A 22,615-nucleotide genomic window follows, 5' to 3' on the forward strand; every position below is an offset into this window, starting at 1 on the left:
ATCACCGCCGGGCCAGGCGCTGGGTCGGTGCCGTCGCGGCCACTTCCCGCAACCGGGGCAGGTCGACCTTGCCGATCGCCGTACGCGGAATCTCGTCGACCAGGCACAGCTCCTCGGGCAGCTTGAACGGCGCCAGCCGCTCGCCGAGCTCCGCCCGCAGCTCGGTCAGCTCGGGATGCCGGCCGGCCGCGGGGCGCACGCAGGCGCACACCGTCTCGCCGACCACCGGGTCCGTCCGGCCGAACACCGCGGCGTCCACCACGTCCGCGCAGCGCAGCAGCGCCCGCTCCACCTCGACCGGGTCCACCTTGAGCCCGCCGCGGTCGATGCGGTGGGCGAGCCGGCCGTGAATGTAGAGGCGGCCCTGCTCGTCCAGCCGGCCCAGATCACCGGAGTAGTACCAGGGGTCCTCCGGCGGAGTCTCGCCGTAGTAGCGCACCGGGAAGGTGTTCCGGGAGAAGGCGACCTCTCCCACCGAGCCGACGGGCAGCGGCTCGTGGTCCGGGTCGACGATCCGCACCGAGCCCGGATCGGGACGCCCGACCGAGCCGCGAAGCACGTCCTCGGCGTCCTTGGTGGCCACCCCGATGCCTTCGCTGGAGCCGTACATCACCATCAGGTCGACCGCCAGCCGCTCCCAGATCTCGTTCACCAGTTCCGGCGGGAAGGAGCCCGCGGTGCCGACGCTGAACCGCAGCGTGTCCACGTGGTGCACGGCCGGGTCGAGCCGGTCCAGCAGCAGGGAGAAATGCGCCGGCGCGCCGTTCAGCACGGTGACACCGTGCGTGCCGCAGGCCTGGAGGGCGGCGTCGGGCGAGAACCGGTCGACCAGCACCAGCGAGCCGCCGGCCAGCAGTCCGGCGAGCGCCATCATCATGCCGAACCCGTGCGACAAAGGCAGTTGTGCCAGGTGCACGTCCTCCGGCCGGAATTCCAGCCAGCCGGCGAGTCCCCGCCAGCGGCCGGCCAGGTTGCCGTGGAAGCCGACGGTCGTCTTCGGCGTCCCGGTCGTGCCGGAGCTGACGAACACGACCGCGGGATCGGCCGGCGCCGGGCCGGGGCCGGGGTCCGGCTCGCCATGGTCGTCGACCGTCCAGCGCGTGAACTCCGCCGGGGCGAGATGGTTGGTCACCACGATCAGTCGCAGATCCGGGTGGCGGCGCCGCAGCGCGGCCGGCGTCAGATACGGATTCATCCGCTCGTCGGCCGGCTCGTAGATCAGCAGGCGGGCGTCGGTCTTGGTGATCACCGCGTCCAGCTCCGGGACGGTGAACTTGTGGTCGGTGGCGACGTGGATGGCGCCGCGGCTCCAGGCCGCCAGCATCGCCACGAGGTGTTCGCAGCGGTTTCCCACCGAACAGGCCACCCGGTCGCCGGGACCGACGCCGAGCCGCCGGTAGATCCCGGCCAGGCGCTCGGCCGCCGCGACCAGGTCGGCGTGCGTCATCCGGTGCCGGGGGCAGATCAGGGCCGCCCGGTCCGGCCATCGCCGCGCCGTCGCGATCAGGGCGGCGGACAACGTCGGTGCTGGTTCGGCACTCATGGCCGCTCCCGGAGTTCGTGGATGCTCGTCACACCAGCCTTCGCGGTGACCGCGAGGGGTGTCTTCTCGGCACTTGCGGTTGTCCCGGCCTCGGCCGGGGGGATGTTCTGGTTCAGGTGGAACACGTTGGCCGGGTCGTACCGGGCCTTCACCGCGCGCAGCCGCGACCAGCTCGCCGGGTGGTACGCCGCCCGTACCCGCTCCGGTCCCTCATCGCCGAGCTCGTTGACGTAGACCCCGTCGGTCGACGGACGCAACCCGTCCCACAGGTCGTGCACCCACTCCCTGTGTGCGCGCGCTTCGGCGGGACGCCGCCACACCGCGTCCACCGAGATGCTGAAGGCCGCGTTGCGATGGCCGACCGCTGTCTCGAATTCCCCTACCCGGGCGACCGCCCCACCGAGCGGCGAGATCATGATGATGCAGTGCGGCGACGGGACCGCTTCGGCACGGCCGTCGAGCACCTCGATCGCGCGGTCGTCCAGGGCCGGCAGATAGCCGGCGCGGCCGTACACATAGGAGCCGAAGCGGCCCGCCATGTCGTACAGGCGCTGCAGCGAGGTGTAGCGCATCCGGCTGATCCGGCGCAGCAGTGGTGGGCCGAGGTCGTCGAGCGCGGCCAGGTCACGCTCGGCGTCGGTCTCGGCGCCGAGGTGGCACACGGCGACGGCCACCGCCGGTCGGCCGTGCAGTTCCACCGGAACGAACGGCGCGGGCGGCAGCCTCAGCAGGTTGCACTGCGCGGACAGGGCGTCCGGTGCCACGGCGATGAAGTCGCGATACCACCGGAGCACCCGGCCGGCCGCCGCCGCCGGATAGAACGCCGCTCCCCCGGTCACCCGGGGACCCACCGGATGCAGCCGGAACTCCAGGGAGGTCGCCACGCCGAAGTTGCCGCCCCCGCCCCGCAACGCCCAGAACAGCTCCGCGTCGGTGCCCGCGTCCACCCGCGACGTCCGGCCGTCCGCGGTGACCAGCTCCACCGCCGCCAGGTTGTCGGCGGCCAGGCCGTAGCGGCGCATCAGCCAGCCGAAACCGCCACCCAGGGTCAGCCCGGCCACGCCGGTGGTGGAGATGCGCCCGCCGGTGGTCGCCAGGCCGGCCTCCTGCGCGGCGGCGTCGAAGTCGCCCCAGAGCACCCCGGGCCGCACCACCGCGGTCCGCCGGTCCGGCTCGATCCGGATCCCGCGCATCCCGGACAGGTCCAGCGTGAGCCCGCCGTCGCTGATCGCGCAGCCGGTGACGTTGTGCCCGGTGCTGCGGATCGACAGCTCGATGCCGTTGCCGACGGCGTAGCGGACCGCGGCGGCGACATCGTCGGTGCCGGCGCACCGCACGATCACCATCGGCCGGCGATCGATCCCGCCGTTCCAGACCCGGCGTGCCGCGTCGTATCCGTCCTCGCCCGGGCGCAGCAGCAGGCCGCGCACCAGGCGTCGGAGATCCCGGTACGCGGCCTCGCCGCCGGAGCCTGCCACGGCTCAGTACGTCCGGGAGATGATCGTCCGCAACTTCTCGCCGCTCGGCGTGCGCAACGCCTCTTCGGACGGTTCGTACAGGAAGTAGACGTGCCCGGACGGATCGGTGTAGCGGACCGTCGCGCCGATCTCGGAACGGACGATGCCCTCCGACGACTGGACCCCGCGCTCGGCCAGGTCCTTGACCGCGCCCTCGATGTTCGGCGCGTGGAACACCACCGCCTTGCCGCCCATCTCGAGCGGGTTCACGGTGCGGGGCGGGCAGGGGTGGTCGATGATCTCGTGGTCGTCGCGCACCGTCTCCAGCGAGTGGGTGGTCAGGATGATCCCGCCGGTGTCGTACTTGATCACGCCTTCCTCGTCGGCCGTGGAGGCGCGGCTGCACGGCCCGCCCTCCAGGTCGCGGATCGCCAGGCCCTCGGCGTAGACGTTGACCGCCTCCTCGGCGTCGCGGATGAACAGGAACAGGTAGATCAGCGGCTTGCCGTCCAGGCTGAACTCCGGTCCGCCGTGCGGCCCGCGCAGGCCCGGCTTGCCTTCGGCCTCGTACAGCTTGCGAACCGCCTGGATCCGGTCGCCGCTCGGCCAGGTCAGCGACTCCTCGGAGGTCTCGTACAGGGTGAACCAGTGCCCGTCCGGGTCGTAGAAGTCGCTGATGCCGCCGATCTCGTAGTTGTGGGTCTCGGTGAACACCACGCCCCGCTCCTCCAGGGCGGCGCGCGCGGCGTCGAGGTCCTCGACCAGGAAGACGATGTCGGTGGAGTGGTCGGGCTCGTTCGGCAGCGCGATGCCGTAGTCGTCGGCCCGGTTCAGCGCCAGGATCACCTCGCCGGTGTCGTACTTGACGGATCGGTCGTCCTCCTCGAGCACGCGCAGGCGCAGGGCACGCTCGAAGAAGTCCCGCGACACGGCCAGGTCGCGGACATAGAGGAAGAGGTAGACGACACGGCGCTCGGTCAGCGTGGCAGCATCGGTCGGCATGGCGGGCTCCCTTGCTTTGTGCGGCGCTTGCTCTCAGCGCTTGCTCTGTTCGGCGGCGGGTAGGGCACGGTGGGTCATGAGTTCCATGACCTTGTCGGCGCTGCCCCAGGTGAGGCTCTCCGCCGACGGCTGGTAGAGGCAGAAGACATGGCCCGCCGGATCGCGGAAGCGCGCCGTGCCACCGATGTCGCTGAATCCGGCGCCCTGCGAGAACGTCAGGCCCCGCTCGCGCAGGTCCCGCTCGGCGGCCACCACATCGCCGGTGTAGAACACCATCAGGCACGCGTTGTAGCGGATCGGCCGCCCGTCCGGGCCCTGCTCGGCGCGATAGATCGTCAGATCGAGCGATCCCGTACGGAAGGACGCGGCGTCCTCGGTGACGGCGACCGGCCGAAGCCCGAGCACGTCGGCATAGAACGGCACGGCGGCGGTGAGGTCGGGCACCGCCACCCGCAGCTCGCAAATCTCGGCGCGGAGCCCGGGATCGACGGGCGGGTCGGCGGCGAACCGGTAGTGGTGCCCGTCCGAGTCGGTGAAGTCCCGGCCGGCACGGCGGCCGTAGGCGTCCAGCGGTGGCAGCCGGTCCGGCTCGGCGACCCGGCAGACGAGTGTGACGCCGTCGGCGTCCGGATGCTGGAACTTGCGCTCGGCGAACAGGTTGACCGCCAGGATGGTGCCGCCGGCGTCGTACTTCACCAGTCCGTGGTGCTCGTGCGGCGGGTGGAACTGGTTCTCGATGACGCGGAAGCCGAACACGTCCTCGTACAGCCGGCGGTGCCGGGGCAGCGAGGACACGTCGAGGAACACAAACATCAGCGGCGAGTCGGCCAGGCCGTCGGTCTTGACGCTCATCGTTTTCCCTCCTGGTGGCCGGGCAGCGCACGGGCCGGGTCGAACGCGGGCTCCAAACCGGTCCGGCGTCCGGTGTCCATCGCCTCGGCGAGACCTCGGCCGGCGGCGATGCCGGGCGGCAGACCGTGACCGCCGAAGCCGGCGATCACCCACTGCCGGTTCCCCCACGGCACAGCGCCGATCAACGGCTTGCCGTCGGCGGTCTGATCCATCACGCCCGCCCACCGCCGGCGCACCTCGAACGGGGGAAAGCCCGCAAACGCGCCGGGGAGGAAGCTTTCCAGGGCCTCCTGCACCGGCGGGTCGAGGTGTTCGTCCGCGTGATCCGACGTGGACGCCGAGCGGCAGCCGCCGATGACGATCGACCCGTCCGGCGCCTGCCGCCAGTAGACGCTGCCGAAGTCGACGGCCATGCCCGGCGCGAAGAGCGGGGGCAGGGCGGAGGTCTGAAGGACCTGTCCGCGGACCGGCCGGACGAACCGCCGGAGCGTGGGGCAGAACCGGGTGACCTCGGTGTTGCAGGCGTAGACCACGTGGCCGGCCCGTACCGTGCCGCGGGTCGTGCGTACGCGCAGGCCCGCGTCGCGGTCGCGCACCAGGCGCAGGGCCCGGGTCCCGGTGCGGATCCGGGCGCCGTGCCGCCGGGACGCGGCGGCCAGTCCCCGCACCAGCAGCGCCGGTTGGATCACGTGCCCGTCCGGCATCCACCGGCCACCGGCGAAATGCGGCGCGATCGGCATCCCGAGCAGGTCCGCACAGCCCTTCCGGCCGAGCGCGTGCAGCGGGGTGGCCGTCTCCGGCCGCCTCGCCACCTCGGCGCGGAACTGCTCCCACACCTCGGCCGACGACGCCAGGGCCAGGTGACCGGTACGCCGGTAGCCCGGGTCGAAACCCTCCTCGCTGAGCACCTTCCGGAGCACCGTGTCGTCCTCCATCGCGTGCAGTCCGGCCAGGAAGATTCCGGCGTTGCGGCCGCTCGCCCCCCACGCCAGCCGGCGGGCCTCGAGCAGCAGCACCGAGCCGCCCCGGCGGGCGATCCAGTAGGCGGTCGACACGCCCATCAGACCTCCGCCGATCACGACGACGTCGGCGCCGGACGGCAACTCCTGCGGTGCCGGGAACGGATCCGGGTCGGAGGCCGCCAACCACGGGGTCGGCGGCCTCTCTTCGTCGGTCACATCACGCCGTCGGTCGCTCCCGCCACCACCGGCTTGACTTCCTGGTCACCCATCCGCGCCTGCCACTCCGCCATGACCTCGAAGATGTCGGCGGGCGGGGTGTTGAGCACGTCGGCGTAGATCTCGTCGTCCTTGGTCACGACGATGTCGAAGGCGGTCAGCTCGCCGGGCGTTAGCGTGCCCACCCGGGCGCCGGTCTCCTCGTGCACCAGGGCCACCGGTCCGGTCGGCGAGTGGAAGTGCGTGCCCACCGGCGGGTAGTGGTTGACCGTCGCCGGCCCGAAGATCAGCGGCTGGTCGGGGTCGGTGAGCACCGGGCCCAGCGGGGTGTGGATCTTCCACGACACGCGCCAGATCGCCGTGGCCGGGAAGTCCGACCCGTCGGGGCTGTTGGACTTCACGATGCCGTCGTTGGGCCGGTTGAAGTTCTGCTCGACCCGGATGGGTCCGAGCGCGGCCTGGATGATCTCGCCGCCGTGCATGAGGATCTTCAGGTACATCTCGTTCTTGCCGTCGCCGTCGAGGTCCATGCGGGGACTACGGTGCATGAGCACGATGCCGTTCTTCACGCTCATCTGGTAGTCCTTCACCACCCCGTCGATGGTGAGCAGGCAGGAGCAGACGCCCTTGAGCAGTTCCACGCCGCCGATCGGCGGGAAGTTGTGGTTGAAGCCGCGTACGGCCTGGGTGAAGGATTCCTTCGGGCCCTCGGTCGCGGTGAGCGAGGAGATCCGGCCGGCAAGCGCGACGTAGTCGGGGTCGTTCTGGGCATTGATGCGGTCCTGGATGGACTTCCACCGGAACACCTCGACGACCTTGATGTTGCCGCCGTTGCGGCCGCCGCGGAGGACCTCGATGGGGTAGTCGCCGGCGAAGCCGTGCTCCCGCAACAGCGACCACTTGGCGCGGACCTGCTCGACGAGCTCGTCGACCTGGGCCGGCTCGGCTTCATAGGTCTCCATCTGGACCAGGGATTCATTGCGGTACACGTTGACGGGCATGGTTGTTTTCCCTCTCTGCTGTGCATCGGGAGTGCCACGAAGTCGTCTCATGAAATTGTTTCAGCGGACGGTGCTGGCGCCTTCTCGCCGGTTGCTCTGCTCGGGCGCGATCGCCGACGTCCGCTCCAAGAGGAAGAAGGGGTGGCCGAAGGGGTCCTCGAACCGCGCCAGCGTGCCGGCGGCTTCCTCCCGCGGGCCGTCCGGGAACGCCACGCCGCGAGCGGTCAGCTGCCGGACCGTCGCCGCGACATCGTCGACCAGGAACACCGGCGCGATGCCCTGGCCGTGCGCCGGGGTGAACTCGCGCGGAGAGTACGGCCGGCCGAGGTCGTCGAAGACCATGCTCTTCTCGTGCATGTGGTGCGTAGCGAGCAGCACGTCGCCACCGTCGTACTTGCCGATCCCCTCGATCTCCTCGTCGCAGTCCTGGTTGCAGCAGTGCACCCGCTCCAGCAGCTCGAGACCGAGCTGGTCGCGATAGAAGTCGAGGGCGGCGGTCTGGTTGTTCTCGAACATGAACAGATAGACCAGCGGGTCGCCGGCCAGGCCGGTCTCCGCGGGTGTCCCCAGCGCGGGGCCGGCGGAGGGCCCGATCACGTCCGCACCGCCGCGGCCGTGCGACCGCCATACCTCGCGGACCTTGGGCCCGCTCGGCCACCCGAGCGAGGTCGGCGACGGCTGGTAGAGCATCAGCCGGTGCCCGCTCGGATCGTAGAAGTCGGTCACCGAGCCGATCTCGTAGCTGCGCCGCCGCTCGAACTGGATCCCCCTTCCCTCGAGCGCGATCCGGGTGGCTTCGATGTCCTCGACCAGGAACACCACGTCGGACGAATCGTCCCTGCGCCCGAACAGTCGCACGCCGTGCTGACCCGCGGGACGCAGCCACAGATCGATGCCGCCCGCGCCGATCCGTGCCTCGTTCGGCTCGGCCGGGAGCCGGGGCAGGCCCAGCCGACGGGTGTAGAAGTCCGCGGATTCGGCGACGTTGGACGCGTACATCACCAGGGAGACAAGGGGAGCACCGGTCAGCATTCGCTACCTCCAGGCGGGGAGCCGTCACCGCAATGCTCTGGCGGTGGTCCCCTTTCCGCCTTCTCTCCTGTTGCTCTTTCGGCTTGCGCCTTCAGCCACGGAGACGCCACGCCGCGGGAGTCGGTGGTTGCGGGCACGGCCGCCAGGGCGTACGACTGTTTCCATGACCGGGGATGAGATGCTCGCGTACTGCCTGGCGAAGCCGGGAGCCTGGCAGGACGAACCGTGGGAGGGCGACGTGGTCGCCAAGGTGGGCGCGAAGGTCTTCGCGTTCCTCGGCTCGGAGATCACCTCCGTCGGCGTCAAGTGCGGCAAGGACCGCGACGCCGCCGACGAGTGGGTGAAGCGCTATCCGGAGGACGCCTCGCCGTCGTCCTACATCGGCCGGTACGGCTGGAACTCGCTGCGGCTCGGCGGCGCGATCCCGGACGACGAGCTTCGCGAGGCGGTGGACGCCTCCTACGACGCCGTCGTCCGTACCCTGCCGAAGAAGGACCGGCCGACGTAGGAGCCTTTCAGCAAGCTGAGAGTACCTACGCCGCGAGGGCAGCTTGCACAATGTGAGGACGACCCCGCACAAGGAGCCTCAGGTGGCGACGCACCCACGGACCATGCGCTTGCACGCCTCACGCCACGACGTCGCGGCGTCGCGGCACCTCCTCGAGGACGCCCTGCGGCTGCGGGCCGTCGGCGAGGACGCGAAGTCGATCAGCTACGACGCGGGAGACGTCGTTCTGATGCTGGACTGGGGCCTCGACCACACCGCGACGGCCGTGGAGAACACTCCGCGCCGGGAGGTTGTCCTGCTGGTCGACGAGATCGATGCGGTCCGGGCGGCACTGGAGGCGCGCGGCGTACGCTGCGACCCGTCCGCGACCGACGTGAGCTTCAGCTTCGCGGTAGCGGGCGGGCCGAGGTTCGTCCTGCTCTGCATCGCCGACGAGTGTCTGATGTGGCCGAGCGTCGGATGGCGGGCCGGTCCGTCCGCGGTGGTCCGGCTCCCACCAAGATCAGCGGGGTAACGCGTCCTGGTCGCTTTCCTGGGGCTGACCGTCGCCTGCCGGGCCGGGTTGGCGGTCGGCCCGCGGCAGTCGCCAGCGTCCGTCGGCGCGGGCGCGCACCCGTGGCCGCCGGAACACGAGGCCGAGCACGACGACGACCAGCACCCCGTTGCCGGCGAGCACGAGTGTGTCCGCCGGGCCCGTCCCCGCGTGCTGGTGCGTCGCGGCCGGTTCGTTGGTGGGTTGCGCGCTGTTCGCACAACCCACCGTGAACATCACCGCGAAGGCGCTGGCTGCCAGCGACGCCGGCAGCCATCTCGCGCGCGGGCGCATGCCCCGACTCAGCGGGCGGACGCCGGAGCCGACACGGATCCCGGACGGACGTCCGGCAGCGCCGGCCGGCAGCTGCACCGCATGCGCCGCGCCTGCGCCTCGCTGGGCCGCAGATGGAGGTAGACGGCGATGACCATCGGAATGAAGACCACGGTGTTGTAGAACAGGTGCAGCTCCACCCGAGGTGCGATCAGCTGCACGATGCTGGTCGGCACCGCCTGGCCGAACAGCGGCCGGCCGGTCTGCGCCTGCAGCAACAGAAGTAGGTGCTCGACGTGGTGCCACGCCTGGATGCCGAAGGCGAGCAGCCACCAACGGCGCGACGCCCCGGTGAAGCCGTCGCGAAGCATCCACAAGCCGGCCAGCATGACCAGCGCGTAGCCGTAGTGCAGCCACTCCGACGAGACCAGCCAGGGGAACGGCACGCCGAGAACGCCCCGTGCCTGCGGGCGCGGCCAGCCCAGACCCCAGATCTGCACGGCCTGGACAAGGTGTTCGGCCCAGTGTGCCAGCACGATCAGCATGAAGATGTTGAGCGCGGCGCGGTGGTGAGTCTCGTTGAGGGTCCTAGGGGCGAGGAAGCCGCCGTTCGCCATGGAATACGCTCCTTCCGACCGAGCATGCCGCCACGACGATATGGCCGCCGTCCGCAGTGGAGTTCTCGTTTCTTGCTCTTTTGGCGAACGTTCCCGCGACGGGGTGGCCCCTCGTCAGATGTCGAGATCCTCGATGACGGGATCCTCCCGGATGCTCCGCACCGCGATCGCGTAGAGCTCCGGCGGAAGCTGCGCTTCGAGCTCCTCCACGGTGTCCACGACCACGAAGGTGGCCTGCGCCGGTGTCCGCAGCCACGCCTGGTCCGGCGACCAGTCCCCCAGCCAGCCGCGCCAGCCGGTCGACCACTTCCTGCTCCGCTCCGCGTTCGGACCGACCGGCGTGGAGAGCTCCGACTGGGCGTGGTGCACGGCGAAGCGGCCCTTGCTGGTGCGAAACAGCGAATAGGTCTCGGTGCCGGAGCCGGTCTCCGAGGTCCACTCGCCGAGCGCCGTGCCGAGGAAGCGTTTCACGAAGGCGGGCCCGGCGCCGACCTTGACGGTGATCTCCTCGAAGCCGGCCGACTTGGCGTCCTCGACCTCCACCAGCCGGCGCAGGGCGGTGACGATCGTCGCCGACAGGGTGCCGCCGGTGACCTCCTGAGCCCGTTGCAGCAGCGGAAGATCTTCGTCCGCCACGTAGATGGTTTTGTTGGGCATGATCCCTCCCGTTCACGCCGAACTGCGTATACGTACACTACTACGTAGATGGCCCTGAGGGAACCGGCCGTCCGACAGGCTTCGTATTCTGTAGATATGGACGAAGACCTGCTCGAGACCGATGCGGGCTTCGCTGCCCTGGGACTACGCGCCGAGTTGCTGCTCGCGCTCAACGGCCTCGGCTACGAGGAACCGACCCCGATCCAGCGGGAGGCGATCCCGCCCCTGATCGCCGGCAAGGACCTCGTCGGCCAGGCCGCGACCGGCACCGGCAAGACCGCGGCGTTCGCGTTGCCCCTGCTCCAGCACCTGACGGCCGGCGGGCGGGGCGGCCCCGCGTCGCTGGTTCTCGTGCCGACCCGGGAGCTCGCCGAGCAGGTGTCGCAGGCGGTCCACCGCTACGGCCGGGACCTGGAGGTCCGCGTCCTCCCGGTCTACGGAGGCCAACCGATCAGCCGCCAGTTGCAGGTCCTGCGGCGCGGCGTGGACATCGTCGTCGGCACGCCGGGCCGGGTCCTGGACCACATCGAGCGGGGCACCCTGCAGCTCGGCGAGATCCGCGCCGTCGTGCTGGACGAGGCCGACGAGATGCTGGACATGGGCTTCGCCGAGGACATCGAGGCCATCCTCGCCGAGACCCCGCAGACCCGCCAGACGGTGCTCTTCTCGGCGACCATGCCGCCGCGGATCGACGCCATCGCCCGTCGCCACCTGCGCGAACCGCTCCGCATCCGGATGGGCCGTGACACCGCGGCCGCCGACACCCTTCCCCGGGTACGCCAGAGCGCGTACCTGGTCGCCCGGGCGCACAAGCAGCCCGCGCTCGGACGGGTGCTGGATGTCGAGGCACCGCAGGCGGCGATCGTGTTCTGCCGCACCCGGGAAGAGGTCGACGAGGTCACCGAGAGCCTGAACGGCCGGGGTTATCGCGCCGAGGCGCTGCATGGCGGCATGAGCCAGGACCAGCGCGACCGGGTGATGGGCCGGCTCCGCGGCGGCAGCACCGAACTGCTGGTCGCCACCGACGTCGCGGCCCGCGGCCTCGACGTCGAGCAGCTGACCCACGTCATCAACTACAACGTGCCGTCGGCGCCCGAGGCGTACGTGCACCGCATCGGCCGGGTGGGCCGGGCCGGACGCGCGGGCGCGGCCATCACGCTGGCCGAGCCCCGCGAACAGCGGATGATCAAGGCCATCGAGCGGCTCACCGGCCAGCGGATCATCGCCGAGCAGCTCCCCACCGTGACCGACCTTCGGGCCCGGCGCCTGGAACTGACCCGCACCGCCGTGCGCGAGGCCGTGGAGACCGACGACCTGGACCGGTTCCGGCCGATCCTGGAGTCGCTCACCGACGACGCCGACCTCGAATCGATCGCGTTGGCCAGCCTGAAGCTGCTCCACGAGGCGAACGGCGGCGACATCGACGAGCCCGAGATCCCCTCGGCGATGCCGGCCCGCGAACGCGACAACCGGCGCGACGCCCGCCACCCGGAGAAGCGGTCGGGCGCCGACCGCTCCGGCGGCGATCGGCCCGGCCGCCCGGCGCGCACCCGGTCGTCCGGCGCCGACGTCACCCGGGTGTTCGTCGGTCTCGGCCGGCGGGCGGGCCTGCGACCCCAGGACCTGGTGGGCGCGATCACCGGCGAGGCGGGCCTCGCCGCCCGCGACGTGGGTGCCATCCAGATCACCGACCGCTTCGCGTTGGTGGAGGTGCCCGAGGCCTCCGCCGACCTGGTGATCCGGGCACTGCAGCACAGCACCATCCGGGGACGGCGGCCGACGGTGCGCCGCGAACGCTACGACCGTTAACAGGCCCTACGGGAGGAAACCTTCCGCGTCGAGCCACGCCTCACACGCCCGGGCCCACTGCGCCGTGTGGGGAATGTGGATGTCACCGTGCCCGCCGTACGCGACCCCGTTCGCCAGGCCGAGCCCGTGCCATCCTCGCGGATAGATGTGGAGTTCCACCGGGATCCCGGCCTCGAACAGCGCGGACGCGTAGGCGAGAGAATTCGGGAACCCGGGCGGATCCTCGGCGGTGGCCCAGAGGAACGTCGGGCAGGTGTCGCCGTCGATGTTCCTCGCCGGCGACAATTCCTCGCGCCATTCCATTCGTCCGTCGAGAATCCACTCCACCGGCTCGTCCGGCAGCAGGAAAAGATCCGCCGGCGAGTACGCGAGAACCGCGAAGTCCGGCCGCGGCGGCGGCGCGGCGAGTCGTTCCGTCGACAGCACCGTGCCGGTCGCCAACAGGCCGGCCAGGTGCCCACCGGAGCTCGAGCCGATGACGCCGACGTGCTCGCCGACATTCAATCCGTGCTCGCCCCCACGAATCCATTCCAGGGCCGCGCGGCAGGACTCGAGCGGCGCGGGAAAGCGGTGTTCCGTCATCAGCGGGTATCGCAGCACAAAGGCGTGCAGCCCGATATCGCTCAACCAGCGGGCGTAGCCCTCGCCCTCATGCTCAGGGTGGAATCGATAGGCGCCGCCCGGCAGCACCAGCACCGCCGGCCGAGGGCCGTGGAAGCGCTCATGCGCGGGGTAGGTGGTGACGTCGAGCTCGCCGGAGGCGTGGTCCCGCCGTTCGGCCGCGGTGCTTGTCGTCGTGTCCGTGGTCATCTGTCCCTCTCGTCATCGGTGATGACGACGGAAGCGGCAACAACACGCCAAAGAGTTTCGAGCCATGAACGGGCACCACGCACCACCGGCGCGACAAAAGGCGGGTGGAAAGCGCGGAAAGAAAGTCCGGATAGGCTCGACCGCTCAGCGGCGGCTGAAGTTACTGCCTCCATCGTGTCGGCCCATCCGGGGCACGCCGCAAATCTTAGACGATCGACAACGGCAGCGTCCACTCGTCTGACTCCCTTTTGGTCAGGAAGCGCGCTTCTTCGCCGTGGCCTTCTTCGCCGCCGTCTTCTTGCCCGCGGCTTTCTTCGCGGTCGACTTCTTCGCGGTCGGCTTCTTGGTGGTCGGCTTCTTGGTGGTCGGCTTCTTGGTGGCCGGCTTCTTCGCCGCCTCCACGCTGCGCCGCAGCACCTCGAGCAGGTCCGTCACGTTGGTGGGCTCGGGCGCCTCCGCCGCCACCGTGACCTCCTTGCCGGCCCGCTTCGCCTTGATCAGCTTCTTGACCCGGTCGGTGTAGGTGTCGCGGTAGTCCGCCGGCTTCCACGGACCCGACATGGAGTCGATGAGCTGGGCGGCCATGCTGAGCTCCGCGGGCTTCGCCTTCGACGCCCCCGGAACCCGGTCCAACTCCTTCGCGGGATCACGGACCTCGTCGGCGAAGAACATGGTCTGCAGCACCAGCAGATTGCCGTCCGGACGGATCGCGGCAAGGTACTCCTTGCCCCGCATCACCAACGTGCCGATCGCCACCCGGTTGGCGTCGCTCATCGCGTCGCGCAGCAGTGCGTACGTCTTGACGGTCTCGTCGCTGCCCGGAGCGAGGAAGTAGGTCTTCTGGTAGAACACCGGATCGATCTCGTCGAGGCCGACGAACCGGTGAATCTCCAGGCTGCGCGAGCGCCCGGGCGCCACCGCGTCGAGCTCCTCCTGGTCCAGCATCACCAGCTTGCCGCGCCCGACGTCGGTCCCCTTGACGATGTCGTCGAACTCGACCTCGTCACCGGTCCGCTCGTTGACCCGCTGATAGCGAATCCGGTCGGCGGTCCCCTTCTCGAACTGATGGAACGACACCTCATGCGCCCGCGTAGCCGAGTACAGCCCCACGGGCACCGACACCAACCCGAAGGTGATCGAGCCGGTCCAGATCGGTCGCGCCATGACCCCTCCCCGACCTCACCGGCCCCCTGGCCGCCGTTCGCCCGACCTCCGACGGTTTCCCCGCGTCGGCCGACCGAAACGGATCACGCGTGAGGGTGGTCATATCGGCTGGACGACCCACCTTGCCCGGCTGCTAGCCTCGACGATAGGTCATGAGCGCCAGCGTCAAGCCCCGGCTCGCTGGCCGGCAACCCTCCTCCGCGGTGGGGTGCCCCGGGTGAAGACCAGGCACCGGAGCAAGCTCCCGTGCAAGCGTGGCCTGGTCCCCAGGTCATCACCGACCTAGGAGAACCATGTCTTCCCGCAACTGTGCCGCACCGCTCGGTGCTGCCCCGGATCCGGCGGTCTCGTGTGCGACGACGCCGGTCCTCACGCGGCGCCGGCACGTGGACATGATGCGGGTCTGCAGCGCCGCCTGTCGTCTCGGCGCTGCGCGCTAGGCGCGTCTCACCCCTTTTCAGTAGCGCCTGTCCGCGGCGGACGACTGTTCCCGCCGCATCGAACACCCCTTCATAGGAGACCCCTGTGCGATTTCTGCCTGCCCTCACCCGGGCCGCGGCCCTCGGCATCACCGCGATCCTCGGCGCCACCCTGCTGACCGCCTGCGGCGACGACACGGCGTCCGGCTCGGCCGACAACCCGTACGGGTTGCAGCAGCCCGGTGTGCTGCGGACCGGGACTCTCACCGACGCCCCACCGAACGTCTATCTCAAGGACGGCAAGTTCACCGGCTTCGACAACGACCTGCTCACCGCGGTCGCTGCCAAGATCGGTCTGAAGGTGGAGTTCGTGGGCACCGACTTCTCCGCCTTGCTGTCGCAGGTCAACAACCGGAAGTTCGATGTGGGCAGTTCCTCGATCACCGTGACGGAGGCTCGCAAGAAGACCGTCGACTTCGGAAACGGCTACGACTTCGGCTACTTCGGACTCGATGTCCCGGCGAATTCCGCCATCACCGGCTTCGACCAGCTGGCCGGCAAGCGGGTCGTGGTGGTGCAGGGCACCGTTCAGGACGACTACGCCACGGGCCAAGGGCTCAACCCGGTGCGGGTGCCCGACTACAACGGCGCCGTCAACCAGCTCAAGGCCGGCACCGCCGACGCGTGGATCGCGCCCGCCGAGATCGGCGAGAAGTCGGCCGCGGAGAGTGGATCCAAGATCAAGGTGGCGGCCAAGCAGCTCAGTCCCGCGCCGACCGCCTACGCCGTGGCGAAGGGGAACAACGCGCTGCGCGAGGCGCTGAACAAGGGTCTCGACGAGGTCATCGCCGACGGCACCTGGAAGCGGCTGCAGGACCAGTACTACCCGGGCCGTCCGATTCCGGCCGGCTTCACGCCGGGCAGCGGCAAGGCCCCGGCCGCGCCGGGCACGTCGGCATCCGCGCCCGCGCCGGGCACGTCGGCATCCGCGCCCGCGCCGGGCACGTCGGCATCCGCGCCGGCGCCGGGCACGTCGGCGTCGTCCTGAGGCCGGACTCATGGATTCTCTGAGCACCCTGTGGGAGACCTTCTTCGACTGGCCGTCGATGCGTGCGGCGCTGCCGGAGATGGTGACCGTCGGCCTGCGCAACACGCTGGTGCTGGCGGTTTCCGCCGCGCTGCTCGGCTCGGTGCTCGGCCTGCTGCTGGCCGTCGCCGGCATCTCGCGGACCCGGTGGTTGCGCTGGCCGGCCCGGGTCTACACGGATGTGTTCCGCGGTCTTCCGGCCGCGGCGACCATCCTGTTGATCGGGGTGGGGCTGGCGCCGCTCGGCATGCAAGTCTGGGGGCCCAATCCGTACCCTTTGGGAATCCTGGCGCTGTCGCTGATCGCCGCGGCGTACATCGGTGAGATCTTCCGGGCGGGCATCCAGTCGGTCGAGGCCGCCCAGCTCGAGGGGGCCCGGGCGTTGGGCTTCTCCTGGCCGGAGGCGATGCGCCTGGTGATCATCCCGCAGGGCGTCCGGCGGGTCCTGCCGGCCTGGGTGAACCAGCTGATCGCCCTGATCAAGGACTCGAGCCTGGTGTACTTCCTCGGCCTGGTGGCCAGCCAGCGGGAGCTGTTCCGGATTGGTCAGGACCACGCCGCCACCACCGGCAACGAGTCGGCGCTGCTGCTGGCCGGGCTCTTCTACCTGGCGTTGACCGTGCCGCTGACCCACGTCGTCAACTGGATCGACCGGCGGCTGCGGCACGGTCGGCCGGCGACCTCGCCGGACGACGACACGGATCTGGCGCTGTCCGGCGCGGTACGGGGGAATGAACGATGACGCGGACCGCAACCACCTCGGTGAGCCTGGGTTTGCGCGACGTCCACTTGGCATTCGGGCCGAACCGGGTGCTGCGGGGTGTCGACCTCGACGTGGCTCGCGGGGAGACCGCCTGTGTCATCGGCCCCTCCGGCTCCGGCAAGTCGACGCTGCTGCGAGTCATCAACCGCCTGATCGAACCGGATCGCGGTGACGTGCTGCTGGACGGGCGCAGCGTGCTGGGCGAGAACCCGGACCGGCTGCGGCAGCGGGTCGGCATGGTGTTCCAGCAGTTCAATCTCTTTCCGCACATGACCGTGCTGCGCAACATCACCCTGGCCCTGAGGCGGCTCAAGAAGCTCTCCGAGGACGAGGCGGTGGCGATCGCCCGCGCCCAACTGGAATTGGTGGGGCTGACCGCCAAGGCCGACGCGCGACCGGCGCATCTGTCCGGCGGGCAGCAGCAGCGCGTCGCGATCGCCCGCGCCCTGGCGTTGCAGCCGCAGGTGATGCTCTTCGACGAGGCCACGTCCGCGCTCGACCCCGAACTGGTCAAGGGCGTGCTGGGCCTGATGGCCGAGCTGGCGGCCGAGGGGATGACCATGGTCGTGGTCACCCACGAGATGGGGTTCGCCCGGGAGGTCGCCGACACCGTCGCCTTCATGGACCGCGGTGTCGTGCTCGAGGCCGGCGAACCGGCCGCGATCTTCGAGCGGGCCGCCCATCCCCGGCTGCGCCAGTTCCTCTCGCAGGTGCTCTAGACAGCGCCGTCAGACCCGGAATTGTCCGACGACCTGCCGCAGGTCGTCGGACATGTCCGCGAGTTCGACCGCCGTGCGCCGCGACTCGGACATCCCGGCGGCGGTGCCCTGCGCGGCCGTGGCCAGAGCGTGGATGTTCACCGCGATGTCGCCGGACGCGGTGGCGGCCTCGGTGATGTTGCGGCCCATCTCCGCGGTGGTCGCCGTCTGCTCCTCGACCGCGGCGGCGATCGTCGTGACGTGCTCGTTCACCTCGCCGATGATCTCGGAGATCCGGTCGATCACGCCGACGGCGGCCTCGCTGTCCGACTGGATGGCGGTGACCCGGCTGGTGATGTCCTCGGTCGCCCGAGCCGTCGCCTGGGCGAGTTCCTTGACCTCTCCGGCCACGACCGCGAAGCCCTTGCCGAGCTCGCCCGCCCGGGCGGCCTCGATCGTGGCGTTGAGGGCGAGCAGGTTGGTCTGCTCGGCGATCGTGGTGATCAGCTTGACGACATCGCTGATCTCGCTGCTGGATCGGCCGAGGCGACCCACCGTGGAGCCCGCCTCCTGGGCGCTCGCCACGCCGTTCTGCGCCACCCGGGCGGCCAGCCCGGCGCTGCTGGAGATCTCGCTGATGGCCGCCGTCATCTCCTCGGTGCCCGCGGCGACGGTCTGCACATTGGCGGAGACCTCCTCGGCCGCCGACGACGCGCGGTCGGACTCCCCCGCGGCGTCCTGCGCGGCCCGGGCCACCTGCTCGGACGCGGCGGTGAGCTCCTGGGAGCGTCCCGCCAGGGTGGTGCTGCTGGTGGAGATGGTCTGCAGGGCGGCGGTGAAGACGTCGAGCGTCCCGTTGACCGCCCGCGCCATGGTGCTCAGCTCGTCGCGGCCGATTACCGGGACGCGTACGGTCAGATCCTTGGCGACGACCCGGTCGAGGGCCGCGACGGTGGCGGCCAGGGGTCGGGTGATGGACCGGGTCACCAGCAGGGCCAGCAGGGCCGCCAGCAGCAGGGCGGCGGCGCCGGCGACCATCATCAGCGTCTCGGACCTGGCCGCCGCGTCACCCGCCTCCGCCTCGGCCCGCGCGGAGGCCGCGGTGGTGGAGGCGACCAGTTCGTCGATGGTGCCGATGATGGTGCCCATCCACTCCAGCGACTCACCCGACGCCAGCTCGTTGGCGCGGGCGATGTTGGCCGCCCCGCCCTCCCGGTACGCGGTGATGATCTTGTTGTCGACCGCCATGAAGGACGCGAACGACGCCCGGAGCGACTCGACCGCCTTCTGCTGCTCGGCGGTGAGCGAGTGGGCGGCGACCCGGTCGAGATCGGCCTGGAAGGCGGCCGTCGAGGCGAGGAATTCCTTGCGCTGGCCGACGTCGTCCTTGGTGGCGCCGGGCATGCCGCGCAGCGTGTCGAAGGAATATCCGGTCTGCCAGCCGGCGAAGTCGGCGGTGCGGAATTTTCCGACCAGTGCGTCCGCCCGCAGTTCCTCGCTCTGCGCCAGAGTGTGGGTCGCCCGCTGGGCGGTCTGCTGCCCGGCCAGGCCGACCCCGATGGCGCCGACCATGAGCAGACCGACGATCACGAACGCCGCGCCCAGGCGCACCCCGATGCCCACGTTGCCGAATCGCCGCATGCCCCCGCCCGATTCTCTGCCGACGACAGAGCCGTATTGCCCGGCCGCACCGTTCAGTCTGGCATCGGGCAGGAGAGGCCGAACGCGAAATTGGCGCGGGGTGCGGCAGAAAACCGCGATGCATCATGCAGTGGTGCTCCGCCCCGCGCATACTCGGATCACCGCACGGGTGATCCTGCCGAATTCAATGGCGTCCCTGGTCCGATAGAGCTGAACCGGTGACCCTTGATAGTCCGCCCAGAGTTGGTATTCCGCCGGACGCCACCAGGCCCGCGCGGCGGCCAGGGCGGCCGGAACAGCCACCAGAATTCCGGCCAGAACCAACACCCCGCCGGCAGGGACGAACCAGCCACTCACGATGACGACCGGCATGGACAGTGCCGCACTGCCCGCAGCCCGCCGCGCCAGGCGATCGGCTGGTCCCCGCGCCCTTCGGAAGTTGTCCAATTGGCCCAGGGAATACCGGCACCTGGCGAAAGACAAAGATCTTTCCGTGATGCGTACGGAATCGCGCTCATAGAAGGTGGTCATGCCCCAGCGTCGAGGCGCGGGGTCCGAACCGGGCCGTAGCAATCCCGTAGCGTGGGGCGACGGGTGCCGACCTGAGCGGGAGCCAGCGTGTGGGAGCTGCGGCTGTTGGGCGATGTCGCCGTCCACTACGGCGGCCGCCGCGTCCCGTTGGGGTCGCGGCAGCGCGCGGTGCTGGCAGTCCTGGCCTTCCATGCCAACCGCGTGGTGAGCCGCCCGGACCTGGTCAGGCTGGCCTGGGGCGCGGGGACGGACGGACCGCCGGCGACGGTCGACCGGCTGGTCACCGACTACGTCTCCCGGCTGCGCACGGCGTTTCGCCAGACGGGCGGCGGTGAGCGGGCGCGGCTGGTGTCCCGCCCGCCCGGATACCTCCTGGAGGTGGATCCGGCGCTGGTGGACTGGCTCCGGTTCCGCGACCTCGTGGATCGTGCCAGGGCGGCCCGACTGGTCGGCGACGACGCCCACGCCGCCGACCTGTGGCGCCGAGGGTTGAGGCTGTGGAGTGGCCCCGCTCTCGCCGATCTTCCCAGCAGGTCACTCGACCCGCTGCGCGATCGCATGAGCGACCTGCGGCTCGCCGCGGCCCAGGACTTCGCCGCCGGTGAGCTCGATCGAGGCGGCGGCGCGGAGGTGATCGAGCTGCTGGCCGAGCTGACCGCCGGGCATCCCGGCCGGGAAGGACTCGCGGCGCTGCTCATCCGCGCGTTGCACACCGCCGGCCGCCGCGACGAGGCCCTGGCGGTCTACCAGCGCACCCGCGCCCACCTGACCGGCCACCTCGGCGTCGACCCCACCGCCGTCCTCGAGGACGCCCACCGGACCGTGTTACGCGGGGCGGCGCCACCGCCGAACCGTGACCGCGCGGTGAGCGGGGGCCGTCCGGCACAGCTTCCCGCCACCACCGGGGTCTTCACCGGCCGCCACGCGGAGCTCGCCGAGCTGATCACCGCGATCCCCGACGCCGCCACCGCGCCGCGGGGGGTGGTGGTGATCTGCGCGGTGGACGGCATGGGTGGCGTCGGCAAGACGACGTTGGCCGTGCACGCCGCCCACCGGCTCGCCGACCGGTACCGCGATGGATGCCTGTTCATCGACCTGCACGGCTACACCCACGCCGTCGACCCCGTCGACCCCGGGCAAGCACTGCGGCGGCTCCTGCGCGCCCTGGGCGTGCCCGCCGAGCGGATTCCGGCCGACGTCGACGACCGGGCCGCGCTCTACCGCAGCCAGCTGGCCGGCCGGCGCATGCTCATCCTGCTCGACAACGCCCGTACCGCCGAGCAGGTGCGACCGCTGCTGCCGGCCGATCCCGGCTGCCTGGTCCTGGTCACCAGCAGGCGTCGACTCACCACGCTGGACGAGGCCCGGTCCCTGTCGCTGGACGTGCTGCCGCTCCCCGACGCGACCGCCCTGTTCACCGCGATCGCGGGGCCCGGTCGTACGACCGGCCACCCAGCAACGATCGAGCGCGTCATCGAATCGTGCGGACGACTGCCGCTGGCTGTCCGCGTCGCCGCCGCGCGGCTGCGGGCTCGCCCGGCGTGGACCGTGGCGGACCTGGCCGATCGACTGACCGGTCAGCACGGCCGGCTGGGGGAACTCGACGACGGGGAACGCGGCGTCGCCGCCGCCTTCAGCCTGTCCTATCACGACCTCACGGACGAACAGCAGCGTACGTTTCGCCTGCTCGGTCTCCACCCGGGCACCGAAACGGACCTCTACGCCGCGGCCGCGCTCACCGGCCTGCCCCTGGATCGCCTCGGCCGGATCCTCGACGACCTCTTCGACGCTCACCTGCTCCTTCAGCCGGCACCGCAGCGGTACGCGTTCCACGACCTGATGCGGGCCTACGCCGCCCACCTCGCCCGGCTCGAGGACTCGCGGGACTCCCGGCGCGCGGCCTTGACCGGCTTGTTCGACCATTACCTGGCCACCGCCGCCGCCGCGATGGACACGGTGTTCCCCGCCGGGATCTTCCAGCGGCCGCGCATCCAAGCCCTCGACTCGCCCGCACCGCCGATGTCCGACGCGGCCACCGCGCGGGCCTGGCTGGATGCGACACGGCACAGCCTGGTCGCCTCCTGTGCTCACGCCGCGGCCCATGGTTGGCCCGGCCACGTCCGGCGCTTCTCGGCCACCCTCGCCCTCTACCTGGACTTCGGTGGCCACTTCGACGACGCGTTGGCCATTCACGGCCACGCCCGCCACGCCGCCGGAAGCTGCCGGGACTGGCCCGCCGAAGCCAGCGCCCTGACAAGCCTCGGCACCAGCCTCGACGGACTGGGACGTCACGCGGAGGCCGCCGAACATCTCGAACACGCCCTCGAGATCTGCCGCGCGATCGGTCACCGGGGCGGCGAGGCCCGTGCGCTGAACAATCTCGGCTATGTCCATTGCAGGTGGGGCCACTACGCACGGGCCGCCGACTACGCGCGTCAGGGCCTCGCCATCTTCCGCGAGACCGGCAACCGTCTCGGCCAGGCCGACGCACTGGACACTCTCGGGATCGTCCACCGGCAGCAGGGCCGCTACGACGAGGCCACAGACCATTCCGAGCGGGCCCTGCACCTCTATCGCGAGCTTCGCGACCCCTTGGGCAAGGCGATGCAGCTCGAGCGGCTGGGGGTCATCCACAGTCGCCAGGGCCGCCACACCGAGGCCATCGATCGCCTCCGGCAGGCGCTGCTTCTCCACCGCGAGATCGGCAACCGTCCCGGCGAAGCCGACGCGCTGACCGAACTGGGCCTCGTCCACCGTCAGGAGGGCCGCCATGCGGCCGCGGCTGAGCTCTACCGGCAGGCGGTCGACCTCTACCGCACGATCGGCAACCGTTCCGGGGAGAGCGCGGCGCTCAACGGCCTCGGCGAGACCCTGTCCGCCGCCGGCCGCCCCGGCGAGGCCCACGCCCCGCACGCCGCCGCGCTCGCTCTCGCCATCGAGACCGGAGACCGGCACGAACAGGCCCGCGCTCGCACCGGGCTCGACTAACGTCGGTCAGCAAACAAAGGGTGCCGAACCGGGCCTGACCCGCGCCGCCGAGC

Annotated in this window: 21 protein-coding genes and 1 riboswitch; of the genes, 7 read left to right on the top strand and 14 right to left on the bottom strand. The window is 70.8% G+C overall.

Going from position 1 to position 22,615, the window contains the following annotated elements; genetic code table 11:
• Position 1: 1 nt before the first annotated feature.
• From AB0M36_RS23760 to AB0M36_RS23790, 7 genes are read right to left on the bottom strand one after another with little or no spacing between them, the layout of a single operon-like run.
• Positions 2-1,543 carry a class I adenylate-forming enzyme family protein gene (locus AB0M36_RS23760; protein WP_364160962.1) on the bottom strand — a complete coding sequence of 514 codons (1,542 nt, stop codon included), beginning with the start codon at positions 1,541-1,543 and terminating at the stop codon, positions 2-4.
• Complete coding sequence (locus AB0M36_RS23765; RefSeq protein ID WP_364160964.1) at positions 1,540-3,021, bottom strand: FAD-binding oxidoreductase; 1,482 nt, start codon at positions 3,019-3,021, stop codon at positions 1,540-1,542. Before AB0M36_RS23765 ends, AB0M36_RS23760 begins: the two co-directional genes overlap by 4 nt.
• Positions 3,022-3,024: 3 nt before the next feature.
• Positions 3,025-4,002: a VOC family protein gene (locus AB0M36_RS23770; protein ID WP_364160966.1), complete on the bottom strand. Its 978-nt coding sequence runs from the start codon at positions 4,000-4,002 to the stop codon at positions 3,025-3,027.
• A gap of 33 nt (positions 4,003-4,035) precedes the next feature.
• The gene (locus AB0M36_RS23775) at positions 4,036-4,854 is read right to left on the bottom strand and encodes a VOC family protein (protein WP_364160968.1); all 819 of its coding nucleotides are present in this window, start codon (positions 4,852-4,854) and stop codon (positions 4,036-4,038) included.
• Positions 4,851-6,032: an FAD-dependent oxidoreductase gene (locus AB0M36_RS23780; RefSeq protein WP_364160970.1), complete on the bottom strand. Its 1,182-nt coding sequence runs from the start codon at positions 6,030-6,032 to the stop codon at positions 4,851-4,853. Before AB0M36_RS23780 ends, AB0M36_RS23775 begins: the two co-directional genes overlap by 4 nt.
• On the bottom strand, positions 6,029-7,033 hold the full coding sequence (locus AB0M36_RS23785; RefSeq protein WP_364160972.1) for a hypothetical protein: 1,005 nt from the start codon (positions 7,031-7,033) through the stop codon (positions 6,029-6,031). The genes AB0M36_RS23780 and AB0M36_RS23785 overlap by 4 nt, the downstream gene beginning before the upstream one ends.
• 60 nt (positions 7,034-7,093) lie before the next feature.
• Complete coding sequence (locus AB0M36_RS23790) at positions 7,094-8,065, bottom strand: VOC family protein (protein WP_364160974.1); 972 nt, start codon at positions 8,063-8,065, stop codon at positions 7,094-7,096.
• Positions 8,066-8,228: 163 nt separating this feature from the next.
• Here AB0M36_RS23790 and AB0M36_RS23795 point away from each other — a divergent pair, with 163 nt between their 5' ends.
• Together AB0M36_RS23795 and AB0M36_RS23800 are read left to right on the top strand one after the other, a co-directional pair.
• Positions 8,229-8,573, top strand: a complete 345-nt coding sequence (locus AB0M36_RS23795; RefSeq protein ID WP_364160976.1) for an MmcQ/YjbR family DNA-binding protein — start codon at positions 8,229-8,231, stop codon at positions 8,571-8,573.
• 82 nt (positions 8,574-8,655) lie between these two features.
• Positions 8,656-9,087, top strand: coding sequence for a hypothetical protein (locus AB0M36_RS23800; RefSeq protein WP_364160978.1), 432 nt, complete (start codon positions 8,656-8,658; stop codon positions 9,085-9,087).
• Here AB0M36_RS23800 and AB0M36_RS23805 read toward each other — a convergent pair.
• The 3 genes from AB0M36_RS23805 to AB0M36_RS23815 form a co-directional block, all read right to left on the bottom strand.
• Positions 9,076-9,399 (bottom strand): hypothetical protein, encoded by a 324-nt coding sequence (locus tag AB0M36_RS23805; RefSeq protein ID WP_364160980.1) that lies wholly within the window; start codon positions 9,397-9,399, stop codon positions 9,076-9,078. The two genes, AB0M36_RS23800 and AB0M36_RS23805, sit on opposite strands and share 12 nt — an antisense overlap.
• Before the next feature lie 8 nt (positions 9,400-9,407).
• Positions 9,408-9,995 carry a hypothetical protein gene (locus AB0M36_RS23810; protein WP_364160982.1) on the bottom strand — a complete coding sequence of 196 codons (588 nt, stop codon included), beginning with the start codon at positions 9,993-9,995 and terminating at the stop codon, positions 9,408-9,410.
• Between the two features lie 114 nt (positions 9,996-10,109).
• On the bottom strand, positions 10,110-10,652 hold the full coding sequence (locus tag AB0M36_RS23815; protein WP_364160984.1) for an EXLDI protein: 543 nt from the start codon (positions 10,650-10,652) through the stop codon (positions 10,110-10,112).
• Between the two features lie 96 nt (positions 10,653-10,748).
• On the opposite strand from AB0M36_RS23815, the gene AB0M36_RS23820 reads away from it, so the two are divergent.
• Entirely contained in the window at positions 10,749-12,461 is a 1,713-nt protein-coding gene (locus AB0M36_RS23820) for a DEAD/DEAH box helicase (protein WP_364160986.1), read from the top strand.
• Positions 12,462-12,467: 6 nt separating this feature from the next.
• On the opposite strand, the gene AB0M36_RS23825 is transcribed toward AB0M36_RS23820, so the two are convergent.
• Positions 12,468-13,271: an alpha/beta hydrolase gene (locus tag AB0M36_RS23825; RefSeq protein WP_364160988.1), complete on the bottom strand. Its 804-nt coding sequence runs from the start codon at positions 13,269-13,271 to the stop codon at positions 12,468-12,470.
• Positions 13,272-13,523: 252 nt separating this feature from the next.
• Complete coding sequence (locus AB0M36_RS23830; protein WP_364160990.1) at positions 13,524-14,435, bottom strand: Ku protein; 912 nt, start codon at positions 14,433-14,435, stop codon at positions 13,524-13,526.
• 148 nt (positions 14,436-14,583) lie between these two features.
• Positions 14,584-14,696: riboswitch (SAM riboswitch) on the top strand.
• A gap of 264 nt (positions 14,697-14,960) precedes the next feature.
• Between AB0M36_RS23830 and AB0M36_RS23835 the strand changes: the two genes are divergently transcribed.
• From AB0M36_RS23835 to AB0M36_RS23845, 3 genes are read left to right on the top strand one after another with little or no spacing between them, the layout of a single operon-like run.
• Positions 14,961-15,902: a transporter substrate-binding domain-containing protein gene (locus tag AB0M36_RS23835; RefSeq protein WP_364160992.1), complete on the top strand. Its 942-nt coding sequence runs from the start codon at positions 14,961-14,963 to the stop codon at positions 15,900-15,902.
• Between the two features lie 10 nt (positions 15,903-15,912).
• A complete protein-coding gene (locus AB0M36_RS23840) occupies positions 15,913-16,683 on the top strand; it encodes an amino acid ABC transporter permease (RefSeq protein ID WP_364160994.1) in 771 nt (256 codons plus the stop codon).
• Complete coding sequence (locus AB0M36_RS23845) at positions 16,680-17,423, top strand: amino acid ABC transporter ATP-binding protein (RefSeq protein WP_364160996.1); 744 nt, start codon at positions 16,680-16,682, stop codon at positions 17,421-17,423. Before AB0M36_RS23840 ends, AB0M36_RS23845 begins: the two co-directional genes overlap by 4 nt.
• A gap of 9 nt (positions 17,424-17,432) precedes the next feature.
• Here the strand turns inward: AB0M36_RS23845 and AB0M36_RS23850 are convergent, their stop codons facing one another.
• Together AB0M36_RS23850 and AB0M36_RS23855 are read right to left on the bottom strand one after the other, a co-directional pair.
• A complete protein-coding gene (locus AB0M36_RS23850; protein WP_364160998.1) occupies positions 17,433-19,043 on the bottom strand; it encodes a methyl-accepting chemotaxis protein in 1,611 nt (536 codons plus the stop codon).
• 123 nt (positions 19,044-19,166) lie between these two features.
• Positions 19,167-19,574: a DUF6232 family protein gene (locus AB0M36_RS23855; protein ID WP_364161000.1), complete on the bottom strand. Its 408-nt coding sequence runs from the start codon at positions 19,572-19,574 to the stop codon at positions 19,167-19,169.
• An 87-nt stretch (positions 19,575-19,661) separates the two neighbouring features.
• On the opposite strand from AB0M36_RS23855, the gene AB0M36_RS23860 reads away from it, so the two are divergent.
• Positions 19,662-22,562: a tetratricopeptide repeat protein gene (locus AB0M36_RS23860; protein ID WP_364161002.1), complete on the top strand. Its 2,901-nt coding sequence runs from the start codon at positions 19,662-19,664 to the stop codon at positions 22,560-22,562.
• Positions 22,563-22,615: the final 53 nt, after the last annotated feature.

This window comes from Actinoplanes sp. NPDC051346, assembly GCF_040682215.1.
Lineage (GTDB): Bacteria > Actinomycetota > Actinomycetes > Mycobacteriales > Micromonosporaceae > Actinoplanes.

What these genes read in the sequence shown, in the direction of transcription:
- AB0M36_RS23850 (WP_364160998.1), bottom strand. Translation starts at nt 19,043, where the DNA reads ATGCGGCGATTCGGCAACGTGGGCATCGGGGTGCGCCTGGGCGCGGCG.
- AB0M36_RS23845 (WP_364160996.1), top strand. Translation starts at nt 16,680, where the DNA reads ATGACGCGGACCGCAACCACCTCGGTGAGCCTGGGTTTGCGCGACGTC.
- AB0M36_RS23815 (WP_364160984.1), bottom strand. Translation starts at nt 10,652, where the DNA reads ATGCCCAACAAAACCATCTACGTGGCGGACGAAGATCTTCCGCTGCTG.
- AB0M36_RS23795 (WP_364160976.1), top strand. Translation starts at nt 8,229, where the DNA reads ATGACCGGGGATGAGATGCTCGCGTACTGCCTGGCGAAGCCGGGAGCC.
- AB0M36_RS23790 (WP_364160974.1), bottom strand. Translation starts at nt 8,065, where the DNA reads ATGCTGACCGGTGCTCCCCTTGTCTCCCTGGTGATGTACGCGTCCAAC.
- AB0M36_RS23785 (WP_364160972.1), bottom strand. Translation starts at nt 7,033, where the DNA reads ATGCCCGTCAACGTGTACCGCAATGAATCCCTGGTCCAGATGGAGACC.
- AB0M36_RS23770 (WP_364160966.1), bottom strand. Translation starts at nt 4,002, where the DNA reads ATGCCGACCGATGCTGCCACGCTGACCGAGCGCCGTGTCGTCTACCTC.
- AB0M36_RS23830 (WP_364160990.1), bottom strand. Translation starts at nt 14,435, where the DNA reads ATGGCGCGACCGATCTGGACCGGCTCGATCACCTTCGGGTTGGTGTCG.
- AB0M36_RS23775 (WP_364160968.1), bottom strand. Translation starts at nt 4,854, where the DNA reads ATGAGCGTCAAGACCGACGGCCTGGCCGACTCGCCGCTGATGTTTGTG.
- AB0M36_RS23805 (WP_364160980.1), bottom strand. Translation starts at nt 9,399, where the DNA reads ATGCGCCCGCGCGCGAGATGGCTGCCGGCGTCGCTGGCAGCCAGCGCC.
- AB0M36_RS23855 (WP_364161000.1), bottom strand. Translation starts at nt 19,574, where the DNA reads ATGACCACCTTCTATGAGCGCGATTCCGTACGCATCACGGAAAGATCT.
- AB0M36_RS23820 (WP_364160986.1), top strand. Translation starts at nt 10,749, where the DNA reads ATGGACGAAGACCTGCTCGAGACCGATGCGGGCTTCGCTGCCCTGGGA.
- AB0M36_RS23760 (WP_364160962.1), bottom strand. Translation starts at nt 1,543, where the DNA reads ATGAGTGCCGAACCAGCACCGACGTTGTCCGCCGCCCTGATCGCGACG.
- AB0M36_RS23810 (WP_364160982.1), bottom strand. Translation starts at nt 9,995, where the DNA reads ATGGCGAACGGCGGCTTCCTCGCCCCTAGGACCCTCAACGAGACTCAC.
- AB0M36_RS23840 (WP_364160994.1), top strand. Translation starts at nt 15,913, where the DNA reads ATGGATTCTCTGAGCACCCTGTGGGAGACCTTCTTCGACTGGCCGTCG.
- AB0M36_RS23825 (WP_364160988.1), bottom strand. Translation starts at nt 13,271, where the DNA reads ATGACCACGGACACGACGACAAGCACCGCGGCCGAACGGCGGGACCAC.